Here is a 19,255-nt window from a genome sequence, read left to right as displayed (position 1 = left end):
CAATTTTGCCATCGTGTCACCGTATTTGACGTTCATTTGAGGCAATGTGACAGAAATTGTCTTCCAGGCGGGGATCGAATTGCCATATCTGCATCGGAATAACGCGCTTTCGACTAAGATCGCGCGCGGCTTGATCAAGGATATATGCACGAAGCTGTCGGCGCGCGCTGTCACCTTTGCCTGCCTGATGCTCGCCGCAATGCCTTTCGTAGGTGTTTCGGCGACGGAAGCCGCCGCCGAGACGCGCAGCCTCAAACTGTATTATATCCATACACGCGAGAAGGCGGTCATCACCTTCAAGCGCAATGGAAAATATGACCAGAAAGGTCTGCAGGAGCTGAACCGGTTCCTGCGCGACTGGCGGCGCAACCAGCCGACACGCATGGACCCGCGCCTTTTCGATCTCGTCTGGGAAGTTTATCGCCGCAGCGGCGCGACCGACTATATCAACGTCGTTTCGGCCTTCCGCTCGCCGGAGACCAACGGTTTGCTGCGGACACGCACCAAGGGTGTCGCGGAAAAAAGCCAGCACATGCTCGGCAAGGCCATGGATTTTTATATCCCCGGTGTGAAGCTTGCCCGCCTTCGTGAAATCGGTATGCAGATGCAGATCGGTGGCGTCGGCTTCTATCCGACGTCGGGCTCTCCCTTCGTGCACATGGATGTCGGCGGCGTTCGCGCTTGGCCGCGCATGAGCCGCCAGGAACTCGTCCGCATCTTCCCGAACGGCAATACGCTGCATCTTCCTTCGGACGGCAAGCCGCTTCCCGGTTATGAGCAGGCGCTCGCCGATTACAAGAAGCGCGTCAGCTCCTCCTCCATTCAGGTTGCTTCCAGTGCCGGTGCCGGCCCTGCCTCATCTGGCGGCGGCAAGCGCAAGACGTTGCTGCAGGCCCTCTTTGGCGGTGGCGGCGACGAGGATGAAGATCCCGATAGCATCGCAGCGCCGGAGCCCGCAGAACGCCCGGCTGTCGCCCGTCCGGCGGCTCCGCAGCAGGCGGCTCCCGAGCCTGAACCCACCATTGCAGTTGCTTCGGCACAGGCGCTTCCCGGCGTGAACGATGCGCCGCTGCCGACGGCCCGACCCGCTTTCGGCAACCAGCCGCCGGCCAATACCGGCCTTGCGACCGCGCTTTATTCGCCGGCTCGCAATGCCGCACAGGATGCCCTGCAGGCAGCGACCACGCCGACTCCGGCTTCCGCGCCGGCTGAGCGCCAGCAATTTGCCGATCTGGCTGAGGTGTCCGTGCCGGTGCCCACACTTCTCGGGCCCCGTGGCATGAAAGGTGATGCGGAAGGATCGATCCTGACGGCGTCCGCAGATGGTGCGACACCGGCTGCGAGTGGCGAACTTGCCTCTGTTCCGGTTCCCGCCAATCGTCCGGCCGTGGCGGAAGCCCTGCTGGCGGCGGCCAATGCCGATCCCGAAGGTGAGGACGATCTCGCCGAGGCGCAGGAAGATACGCTTTCGCCGACGGTGGTTGCGGCTCTTGAACAGAGCGGTCAGGCCGCCCGGTCGCAGGTCCAGTCGGCTGCCATGCCGACAGCCGCGCCATTCCCGGCCGCCGTCAACCACAAGGTTACCGTCGCACCCGCTGAAACGGCCAAGGCTGAACCGCAGGCTGGCTTCGGTGATGCTTTCGACCTGAAGCCCGCCATCAATGGCGGCCTCAGCGCCGGCATGCCGACCAAGGGTTCGCGCCCGAGCAGGCAGGATGCCGCCGTTTCCCAGCAGGCCATGGTGGGCGGTGGACGCTTGACGCAGGATCTGATTTCGGATTGGGCGCTCAACCAGAACAAGGGTACGACTGGACGCTCGGTGAAGGCGCCGCGTGTTGTCGCCAACCGCATGCTCAGCAACGACATGTCGGCTTCCGCGACCTCGGCGAGCTTCAAGCCCGGTGCCGTTGCCATCGAATCCAGCCGCTTCAGCACGCCGGTGAAGATGCACTGAGCCTGCTTTCATAAGTAAGACGGCCGAAAGGCCAACAAAAAACCCGCCGTTACCGGCGGGTTTTTTTATGCGGGATATTGAAGCTTTAGACGCCGCTCTGGCCGTCTGAGCCGATATAGGCGATGCGGACCATGTTGGTTGCGCCGGGAGTGCCGAGCGGTACACCTGCGGAGATGATGATACGATCGCCCGGCTTGCCGAAACCTTCGGAAACCACGATGCGACAAGCGCGGTTCACCATGTCGTCGAGGTCGCTGGCATCGCCGGTGACGACGCAGTGCAGGCCCCAGACGACCGACAGGCGGCGGGCGGTCTGGATGATCGGCGACAGCGCGATGATCGGAACCTGTGGCCGCTCACGCGCGGCGCGCAGGCCGGTCGTGCCCGAGGACGTATAGGTGACGATCGCCGCAAGCTTCAGGGTTTCGGCGATCTGGCGGGCGGCAAGCGAAATGGCGTCGGCGCCGGTCGGTTCCGGCTGGGCGCGCTGCGCATAGATGATATTGGAATAATAGGGGTCCTGCTCCACCGTGCTGGCAATGGATGCCATGGTGGAAACCGCTTCGACCGGATAGTCGCCGGAGGCAGATTCAGCAGAGAGCATGATGGCGTCTGCGCCTTCGAAGACGGCGGTGGCGACGTCGGAGACTTCGGCGCGGGTCGGCACAGGCGCGGTGATCATCGATTCCAGCATCTGCGTGGCGACCACGACCGGCTTGCCGGCGCGGCGGCAGGCGCGGGTCAGCTGCTTCTGGATGCCCGGAACGGCTTCCAGCGGCATTTCGACACCGAGATCGCCACGGGCGACCATCAGCGCGTCGGAAAGTTCGATGATTTCCTCGATGCGCTCGACAGCCTGCGGCTTTTCGATCTTGGACATCAGGCCGACGCGGCCGCGTGCGATCTTGCGCACTTCCGCAAGGTCTTCCGGACGCTGGACGAAGGAAAGCGCCACCCAGTCGACTTCGCCGGTGGCGAGAACGGCGTCGAGATCGACGCGGTCCTTGTCGGTCAGAACGCCGACGCCGAGCAGCGTATCCGGCAGGCTGATGCCCTTGCGGTCGGAAATGCGGGTACCGGAAATGACGGTGGTGACGATGCTTTTGCCGTCGCTCTTTTCAGCGCGCAGATGCAGCTTGCCGTCGTCGATCAGCAGGCGATGGCCGGGCTTGACCGCCTCGAGAATTTCCGGATGGGGAAGGAAAACGCGGGTGTTGTCACCGGGCGTGTCGTTATTGTCCAGCGTGAAGGTCTGGCCCGGAACGAGTTCGACCTTGCCTTCGGCGAATTTTCCGACGCGCAGCTTGGGACCCTGCAGGTCGGCCAGAATGCCGATGGGACGGCCGGTACGGCTCTCGACAGAACGGATACGCTGAATGAGCGTCCGCATCACGTCGTGGCTCGCATGGCTCATGTTGATCCGGAAAAGATCTGCGCCAGCAAGATGCAGCTTCTCGATCATCGCCTCTTCGGAAGAGGCCGGGCCGAGAGTTGCAAGAATTTTGACTTTGCGGTTACGCTTCATCAGTTTTGATTTCCCTGTGTGCCTGGCGTATCGGAGAGCTGGACCATCCAGCTGCCCTGTCTGCCCGTGTCATATTCCTTGAAACCCATTCTCTGGAAGCTGCGGGCAAAACAATCGTCCACGCCGTTGATCTTGAACTCGTTTTCCGCCACGCACATGTTGACGTCACCGGTCCAGCGGCCGCCATGGGCGGCATCTTCGGCATAGAGATAATAATAACGTGACTGCAGCTCACCCTCGATCAGCGTCGCGCAGGTCGAGGAGGGGACCTGCCACCAGCCTTCGCTGACCCAGCCCTCCTGTGCCCGGTAGCCGATTGCGACCCCCACGAGGTTCTGCGTGCTGTTGCACACGCGAAAATCCGCATGCGCGGGCGCCGCGATCATGAACGGGGTCAGAAACAATGCCGCTGCGGAAAAAAGACGGGCGATATGCCGAAAGTGGCGAGGAAGAGCGAGAGATGACTGAGTCACGGCTTCCATCCGGATTCCATGGTTATAATGAACACACTTCTTGGCGTGGCCGCCCAAGAAAGTCAACGCGATTTTAATCGATTATATTGTTCGTGGGATCGTGAGTGCGATAAGGTAGATGGCTGTTCTTTCGCCGCAACTTGCGCCCGGCCTCAAGCCATGCCATCAAGCTTCTCTCCTCAATCCTGCCCCAGAAAATCATCGATGAACGACTTCATACCCTATGAAATCATAGAAGGCGATTATGACAAAGGCATGGTTCTTCTGGCGGACCATGCCATGAACCTCCTGCCGGCACACTACGGCAAACTTGGCCTTCCGCAAACCGCTTTTCATCGCCATATCGCATTTGATATCGGTATAGAGGGGCTGACACGCTCACTTGCCGCGCGCCTTGGCGTGCCGGCGGTGCTCGGGCGGTTTTCCCGGCTGCTGATCGATCCGAATCGCGGCGAGGACGATCCCACTCTCATCATGAAGATTTCGGACGGGGCGATCATCCCCGGCAACCATCCGATTTCGGACGAGGAATGGCAAAGGCGGATCGAGATTTTCCACCGGCCCTATCACAATGCCGTGGACCGTGTGCTGACCGGCGTGGCCGAGGCCTCGGAAGAAGCGCCGCTGGTTCTGTCGCTGCATTCATACACGCCGTTCTGGAAGGAAACGCCGCGGCCGTGGCATGCGGCGGTTCTGTGGGATACGGATCATCGCGCGGTCGATCCGCTTCTGGCGCATCTGCGGGCCACGGGCGACATCCTCGTCGGTGACAACGAACCCTATGACGGGGCGCTCAAGGGCGATACCATGTATCGCCATTGCATGATGAAAGGCATACCGCATGCGCTTCTCGAGGTTCGGCAGGATCTGATCGCGAATGAAGAGGGGATCGCCGAATGGTCGGACCGGCTCGCTCCCATTTTCGCCGCAATGAACGACGATCCCGTCCTGCATGAATATCAGCTGTTCGCCTCCCGCACCGGCCCCTATTGAGCCTGGAGTTTTGCCATGACGAATGAAAACGACAATCGGCAGGTCGAATTCGAGGCGGCGGCATTTCGCCGTCTCGTGCAGCACCTTCGCGAACGCCACGACGTGCAGAACATCGACCTGATGAATCTCGCGGGCTTTTGCCGCAACTGCCTGTCCAACTGGTATCGGGAAGCGGCCGAGGAGGCGGGTGTTCCGCTCAGCAAGGAAGAGTCCCGGGAAATCGTCTACGGGATGCCCTATGAGGACTGGAAGGAAAAATATCAGGCGGAGGCGAGTGATGCCCAGAAAGCCGCCTTTGAGCAGAACAGGCCCAGGGAATAACCCCGAACGACGGAAACGACTTGACGCGACGCCTTTCAGTGGGCAGTTCACAGGCCGGAATTCTGCTGCCCGCCGGCAGCGACCGGCGAAGGCTTCGCCCGGATATAATGAACAGGGCTCGCATGCGGGCCGCCAATGAAGGATGATATGATGGACGATACCAGCACCACCGAAACTGTCGCCGCCGCGGAACTGCGCCAGTTCATCGAGCGCGTCGAGCGCCTCGAAGAAGAAAAGGCCGCCATACAGGGTGATATCAAGGATGTCATGGGCGAGGCGAAGGGCCGTGGTTACGACACCAAGGCGATCCGCACCATCATCCGCCTGCGCAAGAAGGATGCCAATGAGCGCATCGAGGAAGAAACGATTCTCCAGACCTATATGGCCGCGCTTGGCATGGAATGATCGGCTGGAAACGCCTCAATGAAAAATCGCCGCTTTTGCGGCGATTTTTGTTTGAGCATCTCGCGAATTCAGCCGCGCGTGCCGGCCAGCTTTTCCGAAAGGTCGACGGCCTCCTTGCGGGCGTCCTTGTCGGCGGGGTAAAGCGCCAGATAACGTTCCCACGCCTTCAGCGCCAGCTCGTCGCGGCCCGAGGCTTCGAGGATGTTGGCAAGGCTTGCCAGCGCCGGAAAATAGCGCGGCTCCCTTTCCAGCGTCAGGTTGATATCCGCCATCGCCTTGCGGGTATCGCCATCGGCAAAATGCACCATGGCGCGGCGATAGGGCGCCTGCACATAGTCCGGATCGAGCAGAATGACCTGATCGAGAAAATCGTAAGCGGCGGCGTTGCGCTTTTCGTCGGCGGCTTCGCCCGCCCATTGCATCAGCAGATTGACCGTTGCGCTGCCGGAATCATTCCATTCGGAGGCGATCTGATTGGCGATGCTGCGCGCCTTGACCGCATTCCGTTCTTTTTTCAGCGATGCGAAAAGCGTGTCGATCGTCTTGGCGGGTGAAGGCGCGGAGTCCGCAACAGCAGGCGGTTGCCCGTCCGCCGCATGGGCAATGGCAGCCATTCCCGGAATCGGGAGGCTTGAAAACAGGAAGCCCTGAGCGACGATGATAGCCGTGCAAAAACGATTTGGGCGCATGGGTTAAAGCTTAACCCGACTGCGCCCAATATCAAATGCAAACTTCTGCTCTGTCAACAAAGTGATCCGCGAGCTTGATCGCGAACCGCAGTCGCAGTCAATCAGCCCTGACGAGCCTTGAAGCGCGGGTTCTGCTTGTTGATGATGTAGACGCGGCCCTTGCGGCGAACCAGGCGGTTATCGCGATGACGGGCCTTAAGCGCTTTAAGCGAATTCTTGATCTTCATTTTACTGGTCCGCAGTTTTGCACGGTTTCTGCCGTGCTTATTCAAACAATCAAAAGCGCGCAACGGGGCGCGCTCTTTTCGGTTGGCAGGCAGATACCCGTTTGAGCCCTGCCTGTCAACACTTGCCCGTGTCTTTGCCTTAAAAGACTAGGCTTTTCCTGTGCGCAAAAGCTCGGTCACATGGCCCATCTTGCGGCCCGGCCGTGCTTCCGTCTTGCCGTAGAGATGCACGAGACAGTCTTTTTTCGACAGCCATGCCGGTACATCGTCGATGTCGTCGCCGATGAGGTTGGTCATGACGCAATCCGAATGGCGATCCGTGCTGCCGGGTGTAAGGCCCGATACGGCCCGGATATGCTGCTCGAATTGCGAGATTACGCAGGCCGCCTCCGTCCAGTGGCCGGTATTGTGAACGCGCGGTGCCATTTCGTTGGCGACCAGCGAACCATCCGGCAGGACGAAAAACTCGATGCCGATGACGCCGACGTAATCGAGCGCCGCCAGAAGCTTTTCCGCCGATTGCACGGCAACTGCCCTGGCGGCATCGGAAAGTGCGGCCGGAACGGTGGACGTGTGTAGAATACCGTTCAGATGAACGTTCTCGGCCGGATCGTAACAGGCAACGGTCCCATCCAGGAAACGGGCGGCAATGATCGAAATTTCCCGCTCGAAGGAGATGAAGCTTTCGAGAATCAGCGGCACGCCGCCGAGCGCCGCAAAGGCGCCTGCGAGGTCTTCCCCGCCCCGGAAAAGACGCTGGCCCTTGCCGTCATAACCCATGCGGCGGGTTTTCAGCACGCCCTTGCCGCCGAAGGCGGCCAATGCGGACTCCAGCTCTTCCTGGCTGTCCACGGCGCGGAAATCGGCGGTCGGGATGCCGCAGCCGTTGAGGAAGCGTTTTTCCGTCAACCGGTCCTGCGAGGCGCTGAGCGCTTTCGGAGGCGGATAGACGGGAACGGAGAGGCTGAGCTTTTCGGCGGCCGCGACAGGCACGTTCTCGAATTCGTAGGTCACGACATCGCAACGGCTTGCGAGTTCCGCAAGCGCGTTTTCATCGTCATATTCCGCCACGATCTGCTCGTTGCAGACCTGCGCAGCCGGACAATCGGCCTGCGGTTCCAGTACGATGGTACGGTGGTTGAGACGGGCTGCGGCCATCGCCAGCATACGCCCGAGCTGCCCGCCACCGATGATGCCGATGGTCAGGTTGGTCGTCTTTGCCATCACTTTTGTCGTCACTGGGCGCTGTCCATGGGATATTCCGCGACAGCCGCCGACTGGCGCGCACGCCAGGCATCCAGCCGGTCGGCGAGGTCCTCATCGCTCAGCGCCAGCACCGCGGCGGCGAGAAGGGCCGCATTGATCGCGCCGGCCTTGCCGATGGCGAGCGTGCCGACCGGAATGCCGGCCGGCATCTGCACGATGGAATAGAGGCTGTCCTGACCGGACATGGTCTTGGACTGAACCGGAACGCCGAAGACTGGAAGCGGCGTCATCGAGGCCGTCATGCCCGGCAGATGGGCAGCGCCGCCCGCACCCGCGATGATGACCTTGAAGCCTTCGTCCTTCGCGCCATTGGCGAAGTCATAAAGCCGGTCCGGGGTGCGGTGGGCGGAAATGATGCGGGCTTCGTATTCGATGTCGAGCGCATCCAGCGTATCGGCGGCGTTCTTCATGGTCTCCCAGTCGGACTGGCTGCCCATGATGATGGCGACGGGGGGCGTTTCTGCTGTCACGTAATGTCTCCGGGCTCAGGCGATGATATCGGGAATGACCTGGTCTTCGAGCTGGGTCATCTTGTCCTTGACGGCCAGCTTCTTCTTTTTCATGCGCTGTATTCTCAGCGCATCGCAGCTGGTCTGGATCATCGCGTTGATCGCCGCGTCATAATCCTCATGCTCCTGGCGCAGCCGCGCCAGCGTGAGCCTGATGTCCGCCTGGTCCTGATCGGGCATCTCGTCATCCCCATTTTATGCCAGCCGGAGAGTGTCCGGCGCGTATGTCATCCGTTCTGGAGGCTCTATCATCAAATCGCGGTAACGGGAAGTTATCCCTTGCGACCAAATTGCCCACTTATTGCCTTCATTTCGCCTTCGACAAGCCGGTCGATCCGTGTCACATTGTCGTCGCAAACCTGAAACTCCAGCGATGGAGAGCTGGAGGTAGGTTCAAAAAGGAAGGACGTGCCGCATGACCATTCAGGCTCATATTGCATCGCTCGAAAAGAAACACGGTGCTCTGGAGGAGGAGCTCGAAAGTATTCTTGCTTCCCCGTCGTCTGACGATAGAGAGATCGCGGACCTTAAACGTCGAAAACTGCGCCTGAAGGATGAACTGCAGAGGCTCAAGGCCTCGACAAGACATTGATTTATGCCAGACCGTCGGCCCTCGATGAATGAGGGGTCGACGGTCTGAGCCTTTCGAGCTCTGGCGGCGAAAACCTGCTGCCAGAGCTTTTTTATTGTCGGATTTAGAACGGCAGTCCGTCCCACAGCAGTTTAAGCGCCGCAATCAGCGCCATGGCATACATGAGTGGGTAAAACACGGCGGGTTTCAGATATTTCACCACCCTGGCGCCGGCAAGCGTCGCCAGCATCGCCACCGGCAGCAGGCTTGCCGATGTCTTGAGGTTGGTGGCGTCCAGCGCGCCGAGCGCGAAATAGGGAATGAGCTTGATCGCATTCATGATGGCGAAGAAGCGCACGCTCATGCCGGTATAGGTCTTTGGATCGAGCTTCAGCGGCAGAACATAGATCTGGAAGGGCGGCCCCCCCGCATGCGCCACGAAACTCGCATAACCCGACAGGCTGGACCAGAGGGTCGCAGCCGCCGGTCTTTGCGGTTTGGCCGGAATTTCCTGGCCTTTGCGGCTTTTGAAACTCTCATAGAAATAACGCAGCACGAACAGGATCGTGACAGAGGCGACGACGAGACGCATGGCGTCTGCGGAAATGAGGCTTGAGGTCGCCCAGCCGAGCGCGATACCGGCGATTGCGCCCGGCAGCATGATGAGGAGCGTTTCCCGGTGGTTGTAGTGCCGCCAGGCAAAAAGCGCCACGATATCCATGACGATCAGGATCGGCAGGAAGATGGCCGCCGCCTGCACGGGCGATACCGCAAGCGCCATCAAGGGCACGCCCATCAGGGCGAGAGCGCCGCCCAGCCCGCCCTTGGAAAGGCCGACGAGCACGACTGCGGGGATGGCGACGAGATAAAAATGAAAATCGGTGAGCATGGATGGACGGTTGATCCTTTCGCCGGTCCGGTTTATCGGATTTGTCATATGAAAACGAGTGCAGATTGCGCGGTAAGCGTCTTCTGTCTGAAATGGACGAACCGATGACCCTAGTTGAAGATCGTTGCCGCCTTGTCCTGATCGTTCCGCAATCGGACGACGCGCAAAAGCAGGCGACAGAGGTGGAAGACGCATTGCGGGGCGGCGATGTCGCTTCCGTCATCATTCCGCAATATGGTCTGGATGACGCCGCTTTCCAGAAACGCGCCGAGCTGATCGTGCCGGTTGTCCAGAAGGCAGGTGCGGCAGCGCTCATCGCCGGCGACAGCCGCGTTGCCGGTCGCGTGAAGGCGGATGGCCTGCATGTGGTTGGCAATAGCGAGGCGCTTGCCGAGGCCGTGGAAAAATTCACGCCGAAGCTCATCGTCGGCGGCGGTAATGCGGATGACCGTCACAAGGCGCTGGAGCAGGGCGAGGCCAATCCGGATTATGTGTTTTTCGGAAAGCTCGAAGGCGACATCAAGCCGGAAGCCCACCCCAAAAATCTGGCGCTCGGCGAGTGGTGGGCCTCGATGATCGAAATCCCGGCCATCGTCATGGGTGGTACCGATGTCTCCTCGGTGGTTGCAGTGGCCGAGACCGGTGTGGAGTTCGTGGCGATGCGCAGCGGTGTTTTCGATAACGCCAGTGGCGCTGCCCAGGCCGTTTCTGAAATCAACGCCCTGCTTGACGAAAAAGCGCCACGGTTTGACGGTTGATACAGGCGATGATCATGCGCTCGGTTCACCTCTGCCTTTCCGTTTCGCTGCTGGCGCTCGCTTTCGGCGCGCCGGTGGGTGTCGCTTTTGCCCAGTCCGGGCCGCAGAGCGAAAGCAATGCGCTTTCCCGCCAGCTGGAAAATGAGGCTCAGCCGACCCGTCAGGGCCGGGTGCAATCCGAAGAGCAGAAGGACTTGCAGCCGTCGGCAGGCGTGAATGTCTATCAGCGCATGGGCGCGGAATTGCCGGCGCTGCCGCCTGAAAAGGAATTCAAGGGCCGGGTGGACGAAGCTTACGGGCATTTCCAGCGCGGCGAATATGTGCAGGCGCTCGACAAGGCGCTGAACCGCGCGCAGAACGGTGATGCAGCCGCCCAGACGCTGGTGGCGGAAATGATGTCGCGTGGTCTGGGCATCGCCCGCGACGAGAAGACAGCTGCTTTCTGGTACCAGCAGGCGGCTCAGGGTGGCGATCCCGTCGCCATGTTCAAATTCGCGCTGATCCTGATGGAAGGCAAATTCGTCACCCGCGACAAGGCGAAAGCTGACGATTTCATGCGCCGTGCGGCGGAAGCCGGCAACGCCTCTGCCCAGTTCAACTGGGGCCAGATACTGGTTTCGGAAAATCCCGGCGCCAAGGGCCTGCTGATGGCTTTGCCGTTCTATGAGAAATCTGCCGAACAGGGCATTGCCGATGCGCAATATGCGGTGTCGCAGATTTACTGGTCGCTCAAGGATGTGCCGGCCGAGAAGAAGGCAAAGGCGCGGGACTGGCTGACACGGGCCGCGAAGGCTGGATACGATACCGCGCAGGTCGATCTCGGCATCTGGCTGGTCAACGGTTTCGGCGGTGAGCGCAATCTGGATGAGGGTTTCCGCTGGCTCTACGGTGCGGCACAGCGCGGCAATGTCGTGGCGCAGAACAAGGTGGCGCATCTTTACATTCAGGCGCTGGGCACCCGGCCCGATCCGGTCGAAGCGGCCAAATGGTATGTGCTTTCCCGCCGCGCCGGGCTGAAGGATCCGTCTCTCGAGGACTTTTATCTCGGCATCACCGACGAGCAGCAGAAGAAGGCGATTGAGGCCGCAAATCGTTTCCGCCCGACGTGATGGAAGGGGAGCCTTCCTGCGCTGGCATTGACCCATGGGCTTTTTGCCTTGAATTTCCGCGCGTTTTGTGGTCTTGAACCGCAAACTTTCAATTCAAGAAAATAATGACGTGCCTGCCCGGTGAGCTTCCGGGCGGTTCGCAAGCTTTCCAGGAAACAACATCGATGGCCCGTTCAGCCCTTCTCAATGTCATGGTTCAGGCCGCCATCAAGGCGGGTAAGTCTTTGTCGCGTGACTTCGGTGAAGTGCAGAACCTTCAGGTCTCGGTCAAGGGACCGAGCGATTTCGTCTCGCAGGCGGACCTGAAAGCCGAGAAGATCGTGCGCGACGAGCTGATGAAGGCCCGCCCGACCTACGACTTCCTGGGTGAAGAAGGCGGCGAGGAAAAAGGCACGGACGGCGCACATCGCTGGATCGTCGATCCGCTGGATGGCACCACCAACTTCCTGCACGGCATTCCGCATTTCGCGGTTTCCATCGCGCTCGAGCGTAACGGTGAAGTCGTCGCCGGCGTGATCTTCAATCCGGCCACCGACGAACTCTACACCGCCGAGCGCGGCGGCGGTGCGTTCCTCAACGATCGCCGCATCCGCGTCGCTGCGCGCAAGGCGCTGACCGATTGCGTCATCGGCTGCGGCGTGCCGCATCTCGGCCGCGGCAATCACGGCAAGTTCCTGGTCGAACTTCGCCACGTTATGGGTGAGGCAGCCGGCATCCGCCGCATGGGTGCGGCTTCGCTCGATCTCGCTTATGTCGCCGCAGGCCGTCTCGACGGTTTCTGGGAAGCCGATCTTTCGCCCTGGGACATGGCGGCAGGTCTGGTGCTGATTCGTGAAGCCGGCGGTTTCGCCTCCGACATCAAGGGCGGCACGGATATCTTCGGCAGCAGCTCCGTGGCTGCCGGCAACGAATATATCCACAAGGCGCTCGTTGAGGTCGCCAACCGTCCCATTCCGGGCCGCTGATTGGTTTTCGGCGGAAAACCTGCCGTTTTCTGCAAGTTTTAGGCGCCCGGCGAATATTCGCCGGGTGTTTTTGTTTTCCGTCATCCGGTTCCGGGCTGTTTTCGTGAAACGCCTGTGACGAAAGACCGGCTTTTCGCTTCAAATCGTCGCAATTTTCAAATAGCTTCCGCTGGATACCTGACCAGAGGGAATGCGAACGTTATGGCGGATTCGGAGCTGCTCGATCTTGGCGTCGAGAAACCGGTGACCACACGGCAATACAGCCACAAGCTGTCCAGCCCGACACCATTTCTCTGGACGATGGTTCTGTTTCTGATCCTCGTGGGCTTTCTGGCGGCCATTCTTTACCGGCAGGCCCACACCGCCTTCATGACCAATCCGGGGCTCAACGGCTTCATTCTCGGCGTGCTGGCCATCGGCATCATTCTGGTGTTCACGCAGACGATGAGCCTGCGTTCCGAAGTTCGTTGGTTCAATGCCTTTCGTGCTGCCGGCAGCGTCGAAAAGGTCGGCCGTGCGCCCAAGCTGCTTGCGCCGATGAGCACGCTGATCGGCAAGCGTGGCGAAGTCCGGCTCTCTGCCGTTACGCAAAGGACGATCCTCGATTCCATCGCGACGCGCCTTGATGAGACGCGTGACACATCGCGTTATCTCGTCGGTCTGCTGGTGTTTCTCGGCCTGCTCGGCACCTTCTGGGGCCTGATCGGCACCATTGGCGCCATCAGCAATGTCATTCAGTCGCTCGATCCGAGCGCCGGCGACAGCAACGATATTCTCGGCTCCCTCAAGGCAGGCCTGACTGCGCCGCTGGCGGGCATGGGAACGGCCTTTTCCTCGTCGCTGCTCGGTCTTTCGGGTTCGCTGATTCTCGGTTTCCTCGATCTTCAGGCCGGCCGCGCCCAGAACCGTTTTTATACCCAGCTCGAAAACTGGCTTTCCTCGGTGACGGATACGACGGAAGGGCCGAGGGAGTTCAAGGGCGAACCCGGCGCGGTGGTCAGCACCGAGCGTTCGCTTGCTGCCATGACCAGCCTTGCCGAAGGCATTCAGGGCCTGGTCAAGAACATGCGCAGCGAACAGCAGATGTTGCGAGACTGGATCGAAGCGCAGCAGGAAGAATCGAAATCGCTCCGCCGCACGCTCGACCGGCTGTCGGCGCGGATCGACAGCGACACGAAATCTTCCGGACGCACCCGGCACGATAACGGGAGCGAGTAGCCATGGCGCTTGCGCGCAACCGCCGCCGCGACAGGGGCGTGGATTATTGGCCGGGTTTCGTCGACGCGCTTTCGACGCTGCTCATGGCCATCATGTTTCTGCTCACGGTCTTCGTGCTGGCGCAATTCGTTCTGTCGCGGGAAATCACCGGCAAGGACGAGGTGCTGACACGCCTCAACAGCCAGATTGCCGAACTGACCGAACTTCTGGCCATGGAAAAAGGCAACAAGCAGGATATTGAGGACGCGCTCGCGAGCCTGCAATCCACCCTTGCCGCATCCGAAAACGAGCGCTCGCGCCTGCAGTCGCTTCTTGATGCGGGGTCGGGCAACAACGCAAGCGCCAATGCCCGGATCGGTAGCCTGACCGGCGAACTGGACGACCAGAAACAGGCCAATTCCCGCGCCTCCGCACAGATCGAATTGCTCAACCAGCAGATTGCGGCGCTGAGGGCGCAGATCGCCTCGGTGGAAGCCGCGCTTCAGGCATCGGAAGCCAAGGATGCTTCTTCTCAGGTCAAGATCGCCGATCTCGGCCGCCGCCTCAATGTCGCGCTGGCGCAGCGGGTGCAGGAACTGAACCGTTATCGCTCCGATTTCTTCGGGCGGCTGCGCGAAATCCTGTCGGACCGCGAAAACATCCGCATCGTCGGCGACCGGTTCGTCTTCCAGTCCGAAGTGCTCTTCCCCTCCGGCGGCAACGAACTCAACCCGGAAGGGCAGGCGGAGATGGAGAAGTTGGCTGTCGCGCTGCTCGATCTCGCCAAGGAAATCCCGGCGGAGATCAACTGGGTGCTGCGCGTGGATGGCCATACGGATAATGTCCAGCTTTCCGGTTCCGGGCGTTACCGGGACAATTGGGAACTCTCCTCGGCCCGCGCCACCTCGGTGGTGAAATTCCTGATCTCCAAGGGCGTGCCGGCAAATCGGCTGGTCGCCGCTGGTTTCGGCGAATATCAGCCGATTGCCGAAGGCGATACGCCGGAAGCACGGCAGCAGAACCGTCGTATCGAACTCAAGCTTACCGAGCGCTGAAATCGCGGACCGCGTCATCGCGGTTGCCTTCTGATGAAAGTAAATTTACGTTCGCGTAAAAGTAATTCCGTCATATCTGGGAGGGGCTGATGGAAGGCTATGATGTGATCGTTGTCGGTGCGGGGCTTGCCGGGCTGGTGGCGGCAACCGAGGCGGCTGAGCGGGGTTTCAGCGTCTGCGTCGTGGATCAGGAGGGCGAGCAGAACCTTGGCGGGCAGGCCTTCTGGTCGCTGGGCGGTCTGTTTTTCGTCGATAGTCCCGAACAGCGCCGGATGCGGGTGCGAGACAGTCTCGATCTTGCAAGACAGGACTGGCTCGGTTCGGCCGGTTTCGACCGTCCGGAGGATTATTGGCCGCGCCGCTGGGCGGAGGCCTATCTCGATTTTGCTGCCGGTGAGAAACGCGAATGGCTGCACCGCATGGGCATGCGCTGGTTCCCCGTTGTCGGCTGGGCCGAGCGCGGTGGCAGCCTTGCCCACGGTCATGGCAATTCCGTTCCGCGTTTCCATGTAACCTGGGGCACGGGTCCGGGCGTACTTGCACCTTTCGTAAAAAAGGCGAAGGCCATGGCGGCAACCGGCCGGCTGACCTTTCGCTTTCGCCACCGGGTTGATCGTCTGGAGATCGCCGACGGTCGGGTGACCGGTGTTTCAGGCGCTGTTCTTGCACCCGACCCCGTGCAACGCGGGCAGGAGAGCAGCCGGGAAACGCAGGGCGATTTTAACTTCGCCGCTGCGGCGGTCATCGTCAGCTCCGGCGGTATCGGCGGCAATCAGGAACTGGTGCGGCGCAACTGGCCGGTGGAACGGCTGGGCGAGCCTCCTGCCAGCATGGTCTGCGGTGTTCCCGCGCATGTGGATGGCCGCATGATCGCCATTACGGAAACCGCCGGTGGAGCCGTCATCAACCGTGACCGCATGTGGCATTATACCGAGGGTGTGAAGAACCACGATCCGATCTGGCCGGGTCACGGTATCCGCATCCTGCCCGGCCCCTCGTCCTTGTGGTGCGATGCGGATGGAAACCGCCTCGCCGCCCCCGCCATGCCGGGTTTCGATACGCTCGGTACGCTAAAAATGCTTGGCGAACGCGGCAGCGGCCATAGCTGGTTCATTCTGACCAAGGCGATCATCAAAAAGGAATTTGCGCTTTCAGGCTCGGAGCAGAATCCGGATCTGACCGGCAAGGATATAAGGCTGCTGCTCAAAAGACTGGGCAAGGAACCACCGGGACCGGTGCGTGCCTTCATGGAGCGCGGCGAAGATTTCGCCGTTCGGGATACGCTCGAAGAACTCGTGACGGCGATGAATGCCATCAGCGGCGACGACCGGCTGCATATAGACCATATCCGCCGGCAGATAGAGGCGCGCGACCGCGAAATCGAAAACGGTTTCAGCAAGGATGCGCAGGTAACGGCCATCCACGGCGCGCGCCGTTATCTCGGCGACCGGCTGATGCGGACGGCAAAACCGCACCGGCTGCTCGATCCTGCAATGGGACCGTTGATTGCCGTGCGCCTGCATGTGCTGACGCGCAAGACGCTTGGCGGCCTTCACACCGATCTTGAAGCGCGGGTGCTGGATGCTGCCGGTGCGCCGGTGCCGGGCCTTTATGCCGCCGGAGAAGTGGCGGGTTTCGGTGGCGGCGGCATGCATGGCTATAATGCGCTGGAGGGCACGTTCCTTGGCGGCTGCCTGTTTTCCGGCCGCGTTGCGGGGCGCAAAGTACTGGCGTGATCTAGGCCTGGGCGCGCAATTCGTCTGGCCCGGTCTGGAATTGCAGCCGGGCAAGCCGCGCATAAAGGCCGTTCTGGCGAATGAGGCTCTGATGCGTGCCCTCTTCGATGATGCGGCCTTCATCCATCACCAGAATGCGGTCGGCCTTCAGCACGGTGGCAAGGCGATGGGCGATGACGATGGTGGTGCGGGTTTTCATCAGTTCATCGAGCGCCTTCTGCACCAGCGTTTCGCTTTCCGCATCCAGCGCCGAGGTGGCTTCGTCCAGCAGCAGGATTGGCGCATTGCGCAGGATGGCGCGGGCAATGGCGATGCGCTGGCGCTGGCCGCCGGAAAGCGTCACGCCGCGTTCACCCACCTGCGTATCATATCCGTCGGTGAGACGTTCGATGAAGCTGTCGGCCTGTGCGGCGATGGCGGCGATGCGCACTTCCTCGCGCGTCGCGTCAGGCCGGCCAAAGGCGATATTGTCGTGAATGGAGGAAGCGAATATCGCCACATCCTGCGGAACGATGGACAGGCGCGCGCGCAGATCGGCAAGGGTGACGTCGCGGATATCCGTGCCATCGACGGTGATGCGGCCCTGCTGCGGATCGTAAAAGCGCATCAGCAGCGAAAAGACCGTGCTCTTGCCGGCACCGGAAGGTCCGACGATGGCGACGGTTTCGCCGGCGCTGACCTTGAAGGAGAGGCCGGAAACGATCGGCCGTCCTGTCGCGAGCGGATAGACGAAATCGACATTCTCGAATTCCGCCTCGCCGCGCGGCGGCTGCGGCATGGCGACGGGCGATGTGGGTTCCGCGACGGGCGAGTGCTCGTTCAGCAGTTCGGAAAGCCGTTCGGCCGCACCGCCCGCCTGCGCCAATTCACCCCAGACTTCCGAGAGCTGACCGAGACCGCTTGCCGCGATGACCGAATAAAGCACGAACTGGCCGAGCGTACCGGCCGTCATAGTGCCCGACAGCACGCTTTGCGCGCCATACCAGAGAATGCCGACGACGCTGCCGAAGACCAGCGCGATGGCGACGGCGGTGAGGATGGAGCGGGCGCCGATGGCGGCGCGTGCGCCCTGATAGGCGGCTTCCACGGAAGCGCCATAACGGGTATTCGCCAGCACCTCGGCATTAAAGGACTGCACGGTGCGGCTCGCCGCAATCGTCTCGGAAGCATAGGCGGCGGAATTGGCCAATGTGTCCTGCGTGGTGCGGGAGCGGGCGCGAACCGAGCGCCCGAAGGCGATCAGCGGAAAAACGATGAAGGGAATGGCAAGCAGCGCAAGGCCGGAAAGGCCGGGGCTGGTATAGATCATCATCGCCACCGCGCCGCAGCACATGATGATATTGCGCAGCGCTACCGAGGCGGACGAGCCAAAAGCCGAGCGAATCTGCACGGTATCGGCGGTTAGCCGCGAGGTCAGTTCGCCGGATCGATTGCTATCGAAAAACTGCTGCGACAGGGTGGTGAGGTGGGCAAAGACATCGCGGCGCAGATCGGCGACGACCCTTTCACCGATGGTCATGACGTAATAATAACGCATGGCGCTGGCGAGCGCGAGGACAACAGCAATCGCCAGAAGCATGGCGAAATAGCTGTTGATCATGCCGCCATCCGGCGTCTGGAATCCGTGATCGATGATGCGGCGAACGGCAAGCGGCAGGGCGAGTGTCGTGGCGGAAGAAAGCACGAGAGCGAAAAGGGCGGCCGCCATCAGGCCGCGGTAACGCCGGAGATAGGGAAACAGGCCAAGAAGCGGCTTCAGGCTTCTTTGTTTCGCCGCTTTCTGCTCGTCAATGTCTGCCACGTCCTCTATGCTCCTCATTCCCTGCCGTTTTGGGCCTTTTGCGGGTGAATTTCCGGTGTGCGGTAAAATTCCCGCCCCTTTGGCCATCTCCTTTCACAAGGGGATAGCAGGCTCTTGTTATCTGGGCGACCTTCATGTATAGGCTCCGCATCGAATTGGGAAGCCATAGCCCATCTGGTCTATGGCTTCATTTATTGAAATGGCTCAGTTGACGCAATTGCGGCAAATGGACCGCACGTCACTTAACCAGGAAGATTGTCATGAAGGCTGATATCCATCCCGATTATCACACGATCAAGGTGGTCATGACCGATGGCACCGAATACGAAACCCGCTCCACCTGGGGTTCGGAAGGCGCCGTCATGAACCTTGAAATCGACCCCAAGTCCCATCCGGCATGGACGGGCGGCAACCAGCAGCTTATGGACCGCGGTGGTCGCGTTTCCAAGTTCAACAAGCGTTTCGGCGGCCTCGGCCTCTGATCCTCTTGCGGACGGATCGTTTAAAAAAAGCCCGGTTTTGCCGGGCTTTTTTGTTGCGTTGCTCCGCCTTGATCAGTTGCAGGCAGCAGCTCTTGCAGCGTCATTACGAATATACGCCGGTGAGGAATCATCAGAGCAACGGTCGATACGGTCGCTTGCGTCCAAAAGTGGCTTCAAACAAATATAAGCAGCAATGAGCAATGCCCATCCAGACGCCACTGCAATATACATTAAAAAACGCATATTTTCCTCTTCGGAAGATTTCGGCGCTATACTGAAACATAAATTATTAAGACAATGCAGAATTAAAGATCGTTAATGTTGATGACC

Annotated in this window: 21 protein-coding genes; 12 read left to right on the top strand and 9 right to left on the bottom strand. The window is 60.6% G+C overall.

The window, feature by feature from the left end; translation table 11 throughout:
- The first annotated feature begins 46 nt into the window (after positions 1-46).
- Entirely contained in the window at positions 47-1,954 is a 1,908-nt protein-coding gene (locus I3J13_RS08015; RefSeq protein WP_196378475.1) for a peptidoglycan L,D-endopeptidase MepK, read from the top strand.
- Between the two features lie 85 nt (positions 1,955-2,039).
- Here the strand turns inward: I3J13_RS08015 and pyk are convergent, their stop codons facing one another.
- Both pyk and I3J13_RS08005 read right to left on the bottom strand, forming a co-directional pair.
- Positions 2,040-3,479: a pyruvate kinase gene (gene pyk / locus I3J13_RS08010; RefSeq protein ID WP_003520375.1), complete on the bottom strand. Its 1,440-nt coding sequence runs from the start codon at positions 3,477-3,479 to the stop codon at positions 2,040-2,042.
- Entirely contained in the window at positions 3,479-3,865 is a 387-nt protein-coding gene (locus I3J13_RS08005; RefSeq protein ID WP_020012242.1) for a DUF1036 domain-containing protein, read from the bottom strand. The genes pyk and I3J13_RS08005 overlap by 1 nt, the downstream gene beginning before the upstream one ends.
- A gap of 291 nt (positions 3,866-4,156) precedes the next feature.
- Between I3J13_RS08005 and I3J13_RS08000 the strand changes: the two genes are divergently transcribed.
- From I3J13_RS08000 to I3J13_RS07990, 3 genes are all read left to right on the top strand, one after another.
- Positions 4,157-4,945, top strand: a complete 789-nt coding sequence (locus I3J13_RS08000) for an N-formylglutamate amidohydrolase (protein ID WP_020012241.1) — start codon at positions 4,157-4,159, stop codon at positions 4,943-4,945.
- A gap of 15 nt (positions 4,946-4,960) precedes the next feature.
- Positions 4,961-5,266: a DUF1244 domain-containing protein gene (locus tag I3J13_RS07995; RefSeq protein ID WP_059755835.1), complete on the top strand. Its 306-nt coding sequence runs from the start codon at positions 4,961-4,963 to the stop codon at positions 5,264-5,266.
- A gap of 147 nt (positions 5,267-5,413) precedes the next feature.
- A complete protein-coding gene (locus I3J13_RS07990) occupies positions 5,414-5,671 on the top strand; it encodes a DUF2312 domain-containing protein (protein WP_020812069.1) in 258 nt (85 codons plus the stop codon).
- 68 nt (positions 5,672-5,739) lie between these two features.
- On the opposite strand, the gene I3J13_RS07985 is transcribed toward I3J13_RS07990, so the two are convergent.
- The 5 genes from I3J13_RS07985 to I3J13_RS07965 all read right to left on the bottom strand — a co-directional run bounded on the left by I3J13_RS07985 (position 5,740) and on the right by I3J13_RS07965 (position 8,542).
- The gene (locus I3J13_RS07985; protein WP_196378474.1) at positions 5,740-6,360 is read right to left on the bottom strand and encodes a tetratricopeptide repeat protein; all 621 of its coding nucleotides are present in this window, start codon (positions 6,358-6,360) and stop codon (positions 5,740-5,742) included.
- Positions 6,361-6,461: 101 nt separating this feature from the next.
- Positions 6,462-6,587: a type B 50S ribosomal protein L36 gene (ykgO, locus tag I3J13_RS07980; protein ID WP_003497670.1), complete on the bottom strand. Its 126-nt coding sequence runs from the start codon at positions 6,585-6,587 to the stop codon at positions 6,462-6,464.
- Between the two features lie 147 nt (positions 6,588-6,734).
- On the bottom strand, positions 6,735-7,811 hold the full coding sequence (locus I3J13_RS07975; RefSeq protein ID WP_196378473.1) for a 5-(carboxyamino)imidazole ribonucleotide synthase: 1,077 nt from the start codon (positions 7,809-7,811) through the stop codon (positions 6,735-6,737).
- Positions 7,812-7,822: 11 nt separating this feature from the next.
- Complete coding sequence (gene purE / locus I3J13_RS07970) at positions 7,823-8,290, bottom strand: 5-(carboxyamino)imidazole ribonucleotide mutase (RefSeq protein WP_035212960.1); 468 nt, start codon at positions 8,288-8,290, stop codon at positions 7,823-7,825.
- Positions 8,291-8,338: 48 nt separating this feature from the next.
- On the bottom strand, positions 8,339-8,542 hold the full coding sequence (locus tag I3J13_RS07965) for a YdcH family protein (protein ID WP_003497661.1): 204 nt from the start codon (positions 8,540-8,542) through the stop codon (positions 8,339-8,341).
- A 235-nt stretch (positions 8,543-8,777) separates the two neighbouring features.
- On the opposite strand from I3J13_RS07965, the gene I3J13_RS07960 reads away from it, so the two are divergent.
- Positions 8,778-8,954, top strand: coding sequence for a YdcH family protein (locus I3J13_RS07960; protein ID WP_003506164.1), 177 nt, complete (start codon positions 8,778-8,780; stop codon positions 8,952-8,954).
- Positions 8,955-9,057: 103 nt separating this feature from the next.
- Here I3J13_RS07960 and I3J13_RS07955 read toward each other — a convergent pair whose 3' ends face one another.
- A complete protein-coding gene (locus I3J13_RS07955; RefSeq protein WP_003520365.1) occupies positions 9,058-9,822 on the bottom strand; it encodes a sulfite exporter TauE/SafE family protein in 765 nt (254 codons plus the stop codon).
- 104 nt (positions 9,823-9,926) lie between these two features.
- Here I3J13_RS07955 and I3J13_RS07950 point away from each other — a divergent pair, with 104 nt between their 5' ends.
- From I3J13_RS07950 to I3J13_RS07925, 6 genes are all read left to right on the top strand, one after another.
- Complete coding sequence (locus tag I3J13_RS07950; RefSeq protein WP_174058054.1) at positions 9,927-10,580, top strand: thiamine phosphate synthase; 654 nt, start codon at positions 9,927-9,929, stop codon at positions 10,578-10,580.
- Positions 10,581-10,588: 8 nt separating this feature from the next.
- Positions 10,589-11,689: a tetratricopeptide repeat protein gene (locus I3J13_RS07945; protein WP_162936878.1), complete on the top strand. Its 1,101-nt coding sequence runs from the start codon at positions 10,589-10,591 to the stop codon at positions 11,687-11,689.
- 164 nt (positions 11,690-11,853) lie between these two features.
- A complete protein-coding gene (locus I3J13_RS07940; protein WP_035262908.1) occupies positions 11,854-12,654 on the top strand; it encodes an inositol monophosphatase family protein in 801 nt (266 codons plus the stop codon).
- A gap of 201 nt (positions 12,655-12,855) precedes the next feature.
- Positions 12,856-13,872, top strand: coding sequence for a hypothetical protein (locus I3J13_RS07935; RefSeq protein ID WP_003520359.1), 1,017 nt, complete (start codon positions 12,856-12,858; stop codon positions 13,870-13,872).
- 2 nt (positions 13,873-13,874) lie between these two features.
- The gene (locus I3J13_RS07930) at positions 13,875-14,906 is read left to right on the top strand and encodes a peptidoglycan -binding protein (RefSeq protein ID WP_035262896.1); all 1,032 of its coding nucleotides are present in this window, start codon (positions 13,875-13,877) and stop codon (positions 14,904-14,906) included.
- Between the two features lie 89 nt (positions 14,907-14,995).
- Positions 14,996-16,642: an FAD-binding dehydrogenase gene (locus I3J13_RS07925; RefSeq protein ID WP_196378472.1), complete on the top strand. Its 1,647-nt coding sequence runs from the start codon at positions 14,996-14,998 to the stop codon at positions 16,640-16,642.
- 1 nt (position 16,643) lies between these two features.
- Here the strand turns inward: I3J13_RS07925 and I3J13_RS07920 are convergent, their stop codons facing one another.
- The gene (locus I3J13_RS07920; protein WP_196378471.1) at positions 16,644-18,443 is read right to left on the bottom strand and encodes an ABC transporter transmembrane domain-containing protein; all 1,800 of its coding nucleotides are present in this window, start codon (positions 18,441-18,443) and stop codon (positions 16,644-16,646) included.
- A 260-nt stretch (positions 18,444-18,703) separates the two neighbouring features.
- On the opposite strand from I3J13_RS07920, the gene rpmE reads away from it, so the two are divergent.
- Positions 18,704-18,925: a 50S ribosomal protein L31 gene (gene rpmE, locus I3J13_RS07915; RefSeq protein ID WP_003497640.1), complete on the top strand. Its 222-nt coding sequence runs from the start codon at positions 18,704-18,706 to the stop codon at positions 18,923-18,925.
- Positions 18,926-19,255: the final 330 nt, after the last annotated feature.

The organism is Agrobacterium leguminum (assembly GCF_015704895.1).
GTDB classification, from domain to species: domain Bacteria; phylum Pseudomonadota; class Alphaproteobacteria; order Rhizobiales; family Rhizobiaceae; genus Agrobacterium; species Agrobacterium leguminum.
This window is presented reverse-complemented; position numbering and strand designations above follow the sequence as displayed.

Excerpts from the sequence above, each read along its gene's own strand:
- I3J13_RS07925 (WP_196378472.1), top strand. The coding sequence starts at position 14,996 with ATGGAAGGCTATGATGTGATCGTTGTCGGTGCGGGGCTTGCCGGGCTG.
- I3J13_RS07930 (WP_035262896.1), top strand. The coding sequence starts at position 13,875 with ATGGCGCTTGCGCGCAACCGCCGCCGCGACAGGGGCGTGGATTATTGG.
- purE (WP_035212960.1), bottom strand. The coding sequence starts at position 8,290 with ATGGGCAGCCAGTCCGACTGGGAGACCATGAAGAACGCCGCCGATACG.
- rpmE (WP_003497640.1), top strand. The coding sequence starts at position 18,704 with ATGAAGGCTGATATCCATCCCGATTATCACACGATCAAGGTGGTCATG.
- I3J13_RS07960 (WP_003506164.1), top strand. The coding sequence starts at position 8,778 with ATGACCATTCAGGCTCATATTGCATCGCTCGAAAAGAAACACGGTGCT.
- I3J13_RS07940 (WP_035262908.1), top strand. The coding sequence starts at position 11,854 with ATGGCCCGTTCAGCCCTTCTCAATGTCATGGTTCAGGCCGCCATCAAG.
- I3J13_RS07935 (WP_003520359.1), top strand. The coding sequence starts at position 12,856 with ATGGCGGATTCGGAGCTGCTCGATCTTGGCGTCGAGAAACCGGTGACC.
- pyk (WP_003520375.1), bottom strand. The coding sequence starts at position 3,479 with ATGAAGCGTAACCGCAAAGTCAAAATTCTTGCAACTCTCGGCCCGGCC.
- I3J13_RS07995 (WP_059755835.1), top strand. The coding sequence starts at position 4,961 with ATGACGAATGAAAACGACAATCGGCAGGTCGAATTCGAGGCGGCGGCA.
- ykgO (WP_003497670.1), bottom strand. The coding sequence starts at position 6,587 with ATGAAGATCAAGAATTCGCTTAAAGCGCTTAAGGCCCGTCATCGCGAT.
- I3J13_RS07990 (WP_020812069.1), top strand. The coding sequence starts at position 5,414 with ATGATGGACGATACCAGCACCACCGAAACTGTCGCCGCCGCGGAACTG.
- I3J13_RS07975 (WP_196378473.1), bottom strand. The coding sequence starts at position 7,811 with ATGGCAAAGACGACCAACCTGACCATCGGCATCATCGGTGGCGGGCAG.
- I3J13_RS07965 (WP_003497661.1), bottom strand. The coding sequence starts at position 8,542 with ATGCCCGATCAGGACCAGGCGGACATCAGGCTCACGCTGGCGCGGCTG.
- I3J13_RS08000 (WP_020012241.1), top strand. The coding sequence starts at position 4,157 with ATGAACGACTTCATACCCTATGAAATCATAGAAGGCGATTATGACAAA.
- I3J13_RS07985 (WP_196378474.1), bottom strand. The coding sequence starts at position 6,360 with ATGCGCCCAAATCGTTTTTGCACGGCTATCATCGTCGCTCAGGGCTTC.
- I3J13_RS07950 (WP_174058054.1), top strand. The coding sequence starts at position 9,927 with ATGACCCTAGTTGAAGATCGTTGCCGCCTTGTCCTGATCGTTCCGCAA.
- I3J13_RS07945 (WP_162936878.1), top strand. The coding sequence starts at position 10,589 with ATGATCATGCGCTCGGTTCACCTCTGCCTTTCCGTTTCGCTGCTGGCG.
- I3J13_RS07955 (WP_003520365.1), bottom strand. The coding sequence starts at position 9,822 with ATGCTCACCGATTTTCATTTTTATCTCGTCGCCATCCCCGCAGTCGTG.
- I3J13_RS08005 (WP_020012242.1), bottom strand. The coding sequence starts at position 3,865 with ATGATCGCGGCGCCCGCGCATGCGGATTTTCGCGTGTGCAACAGCACG.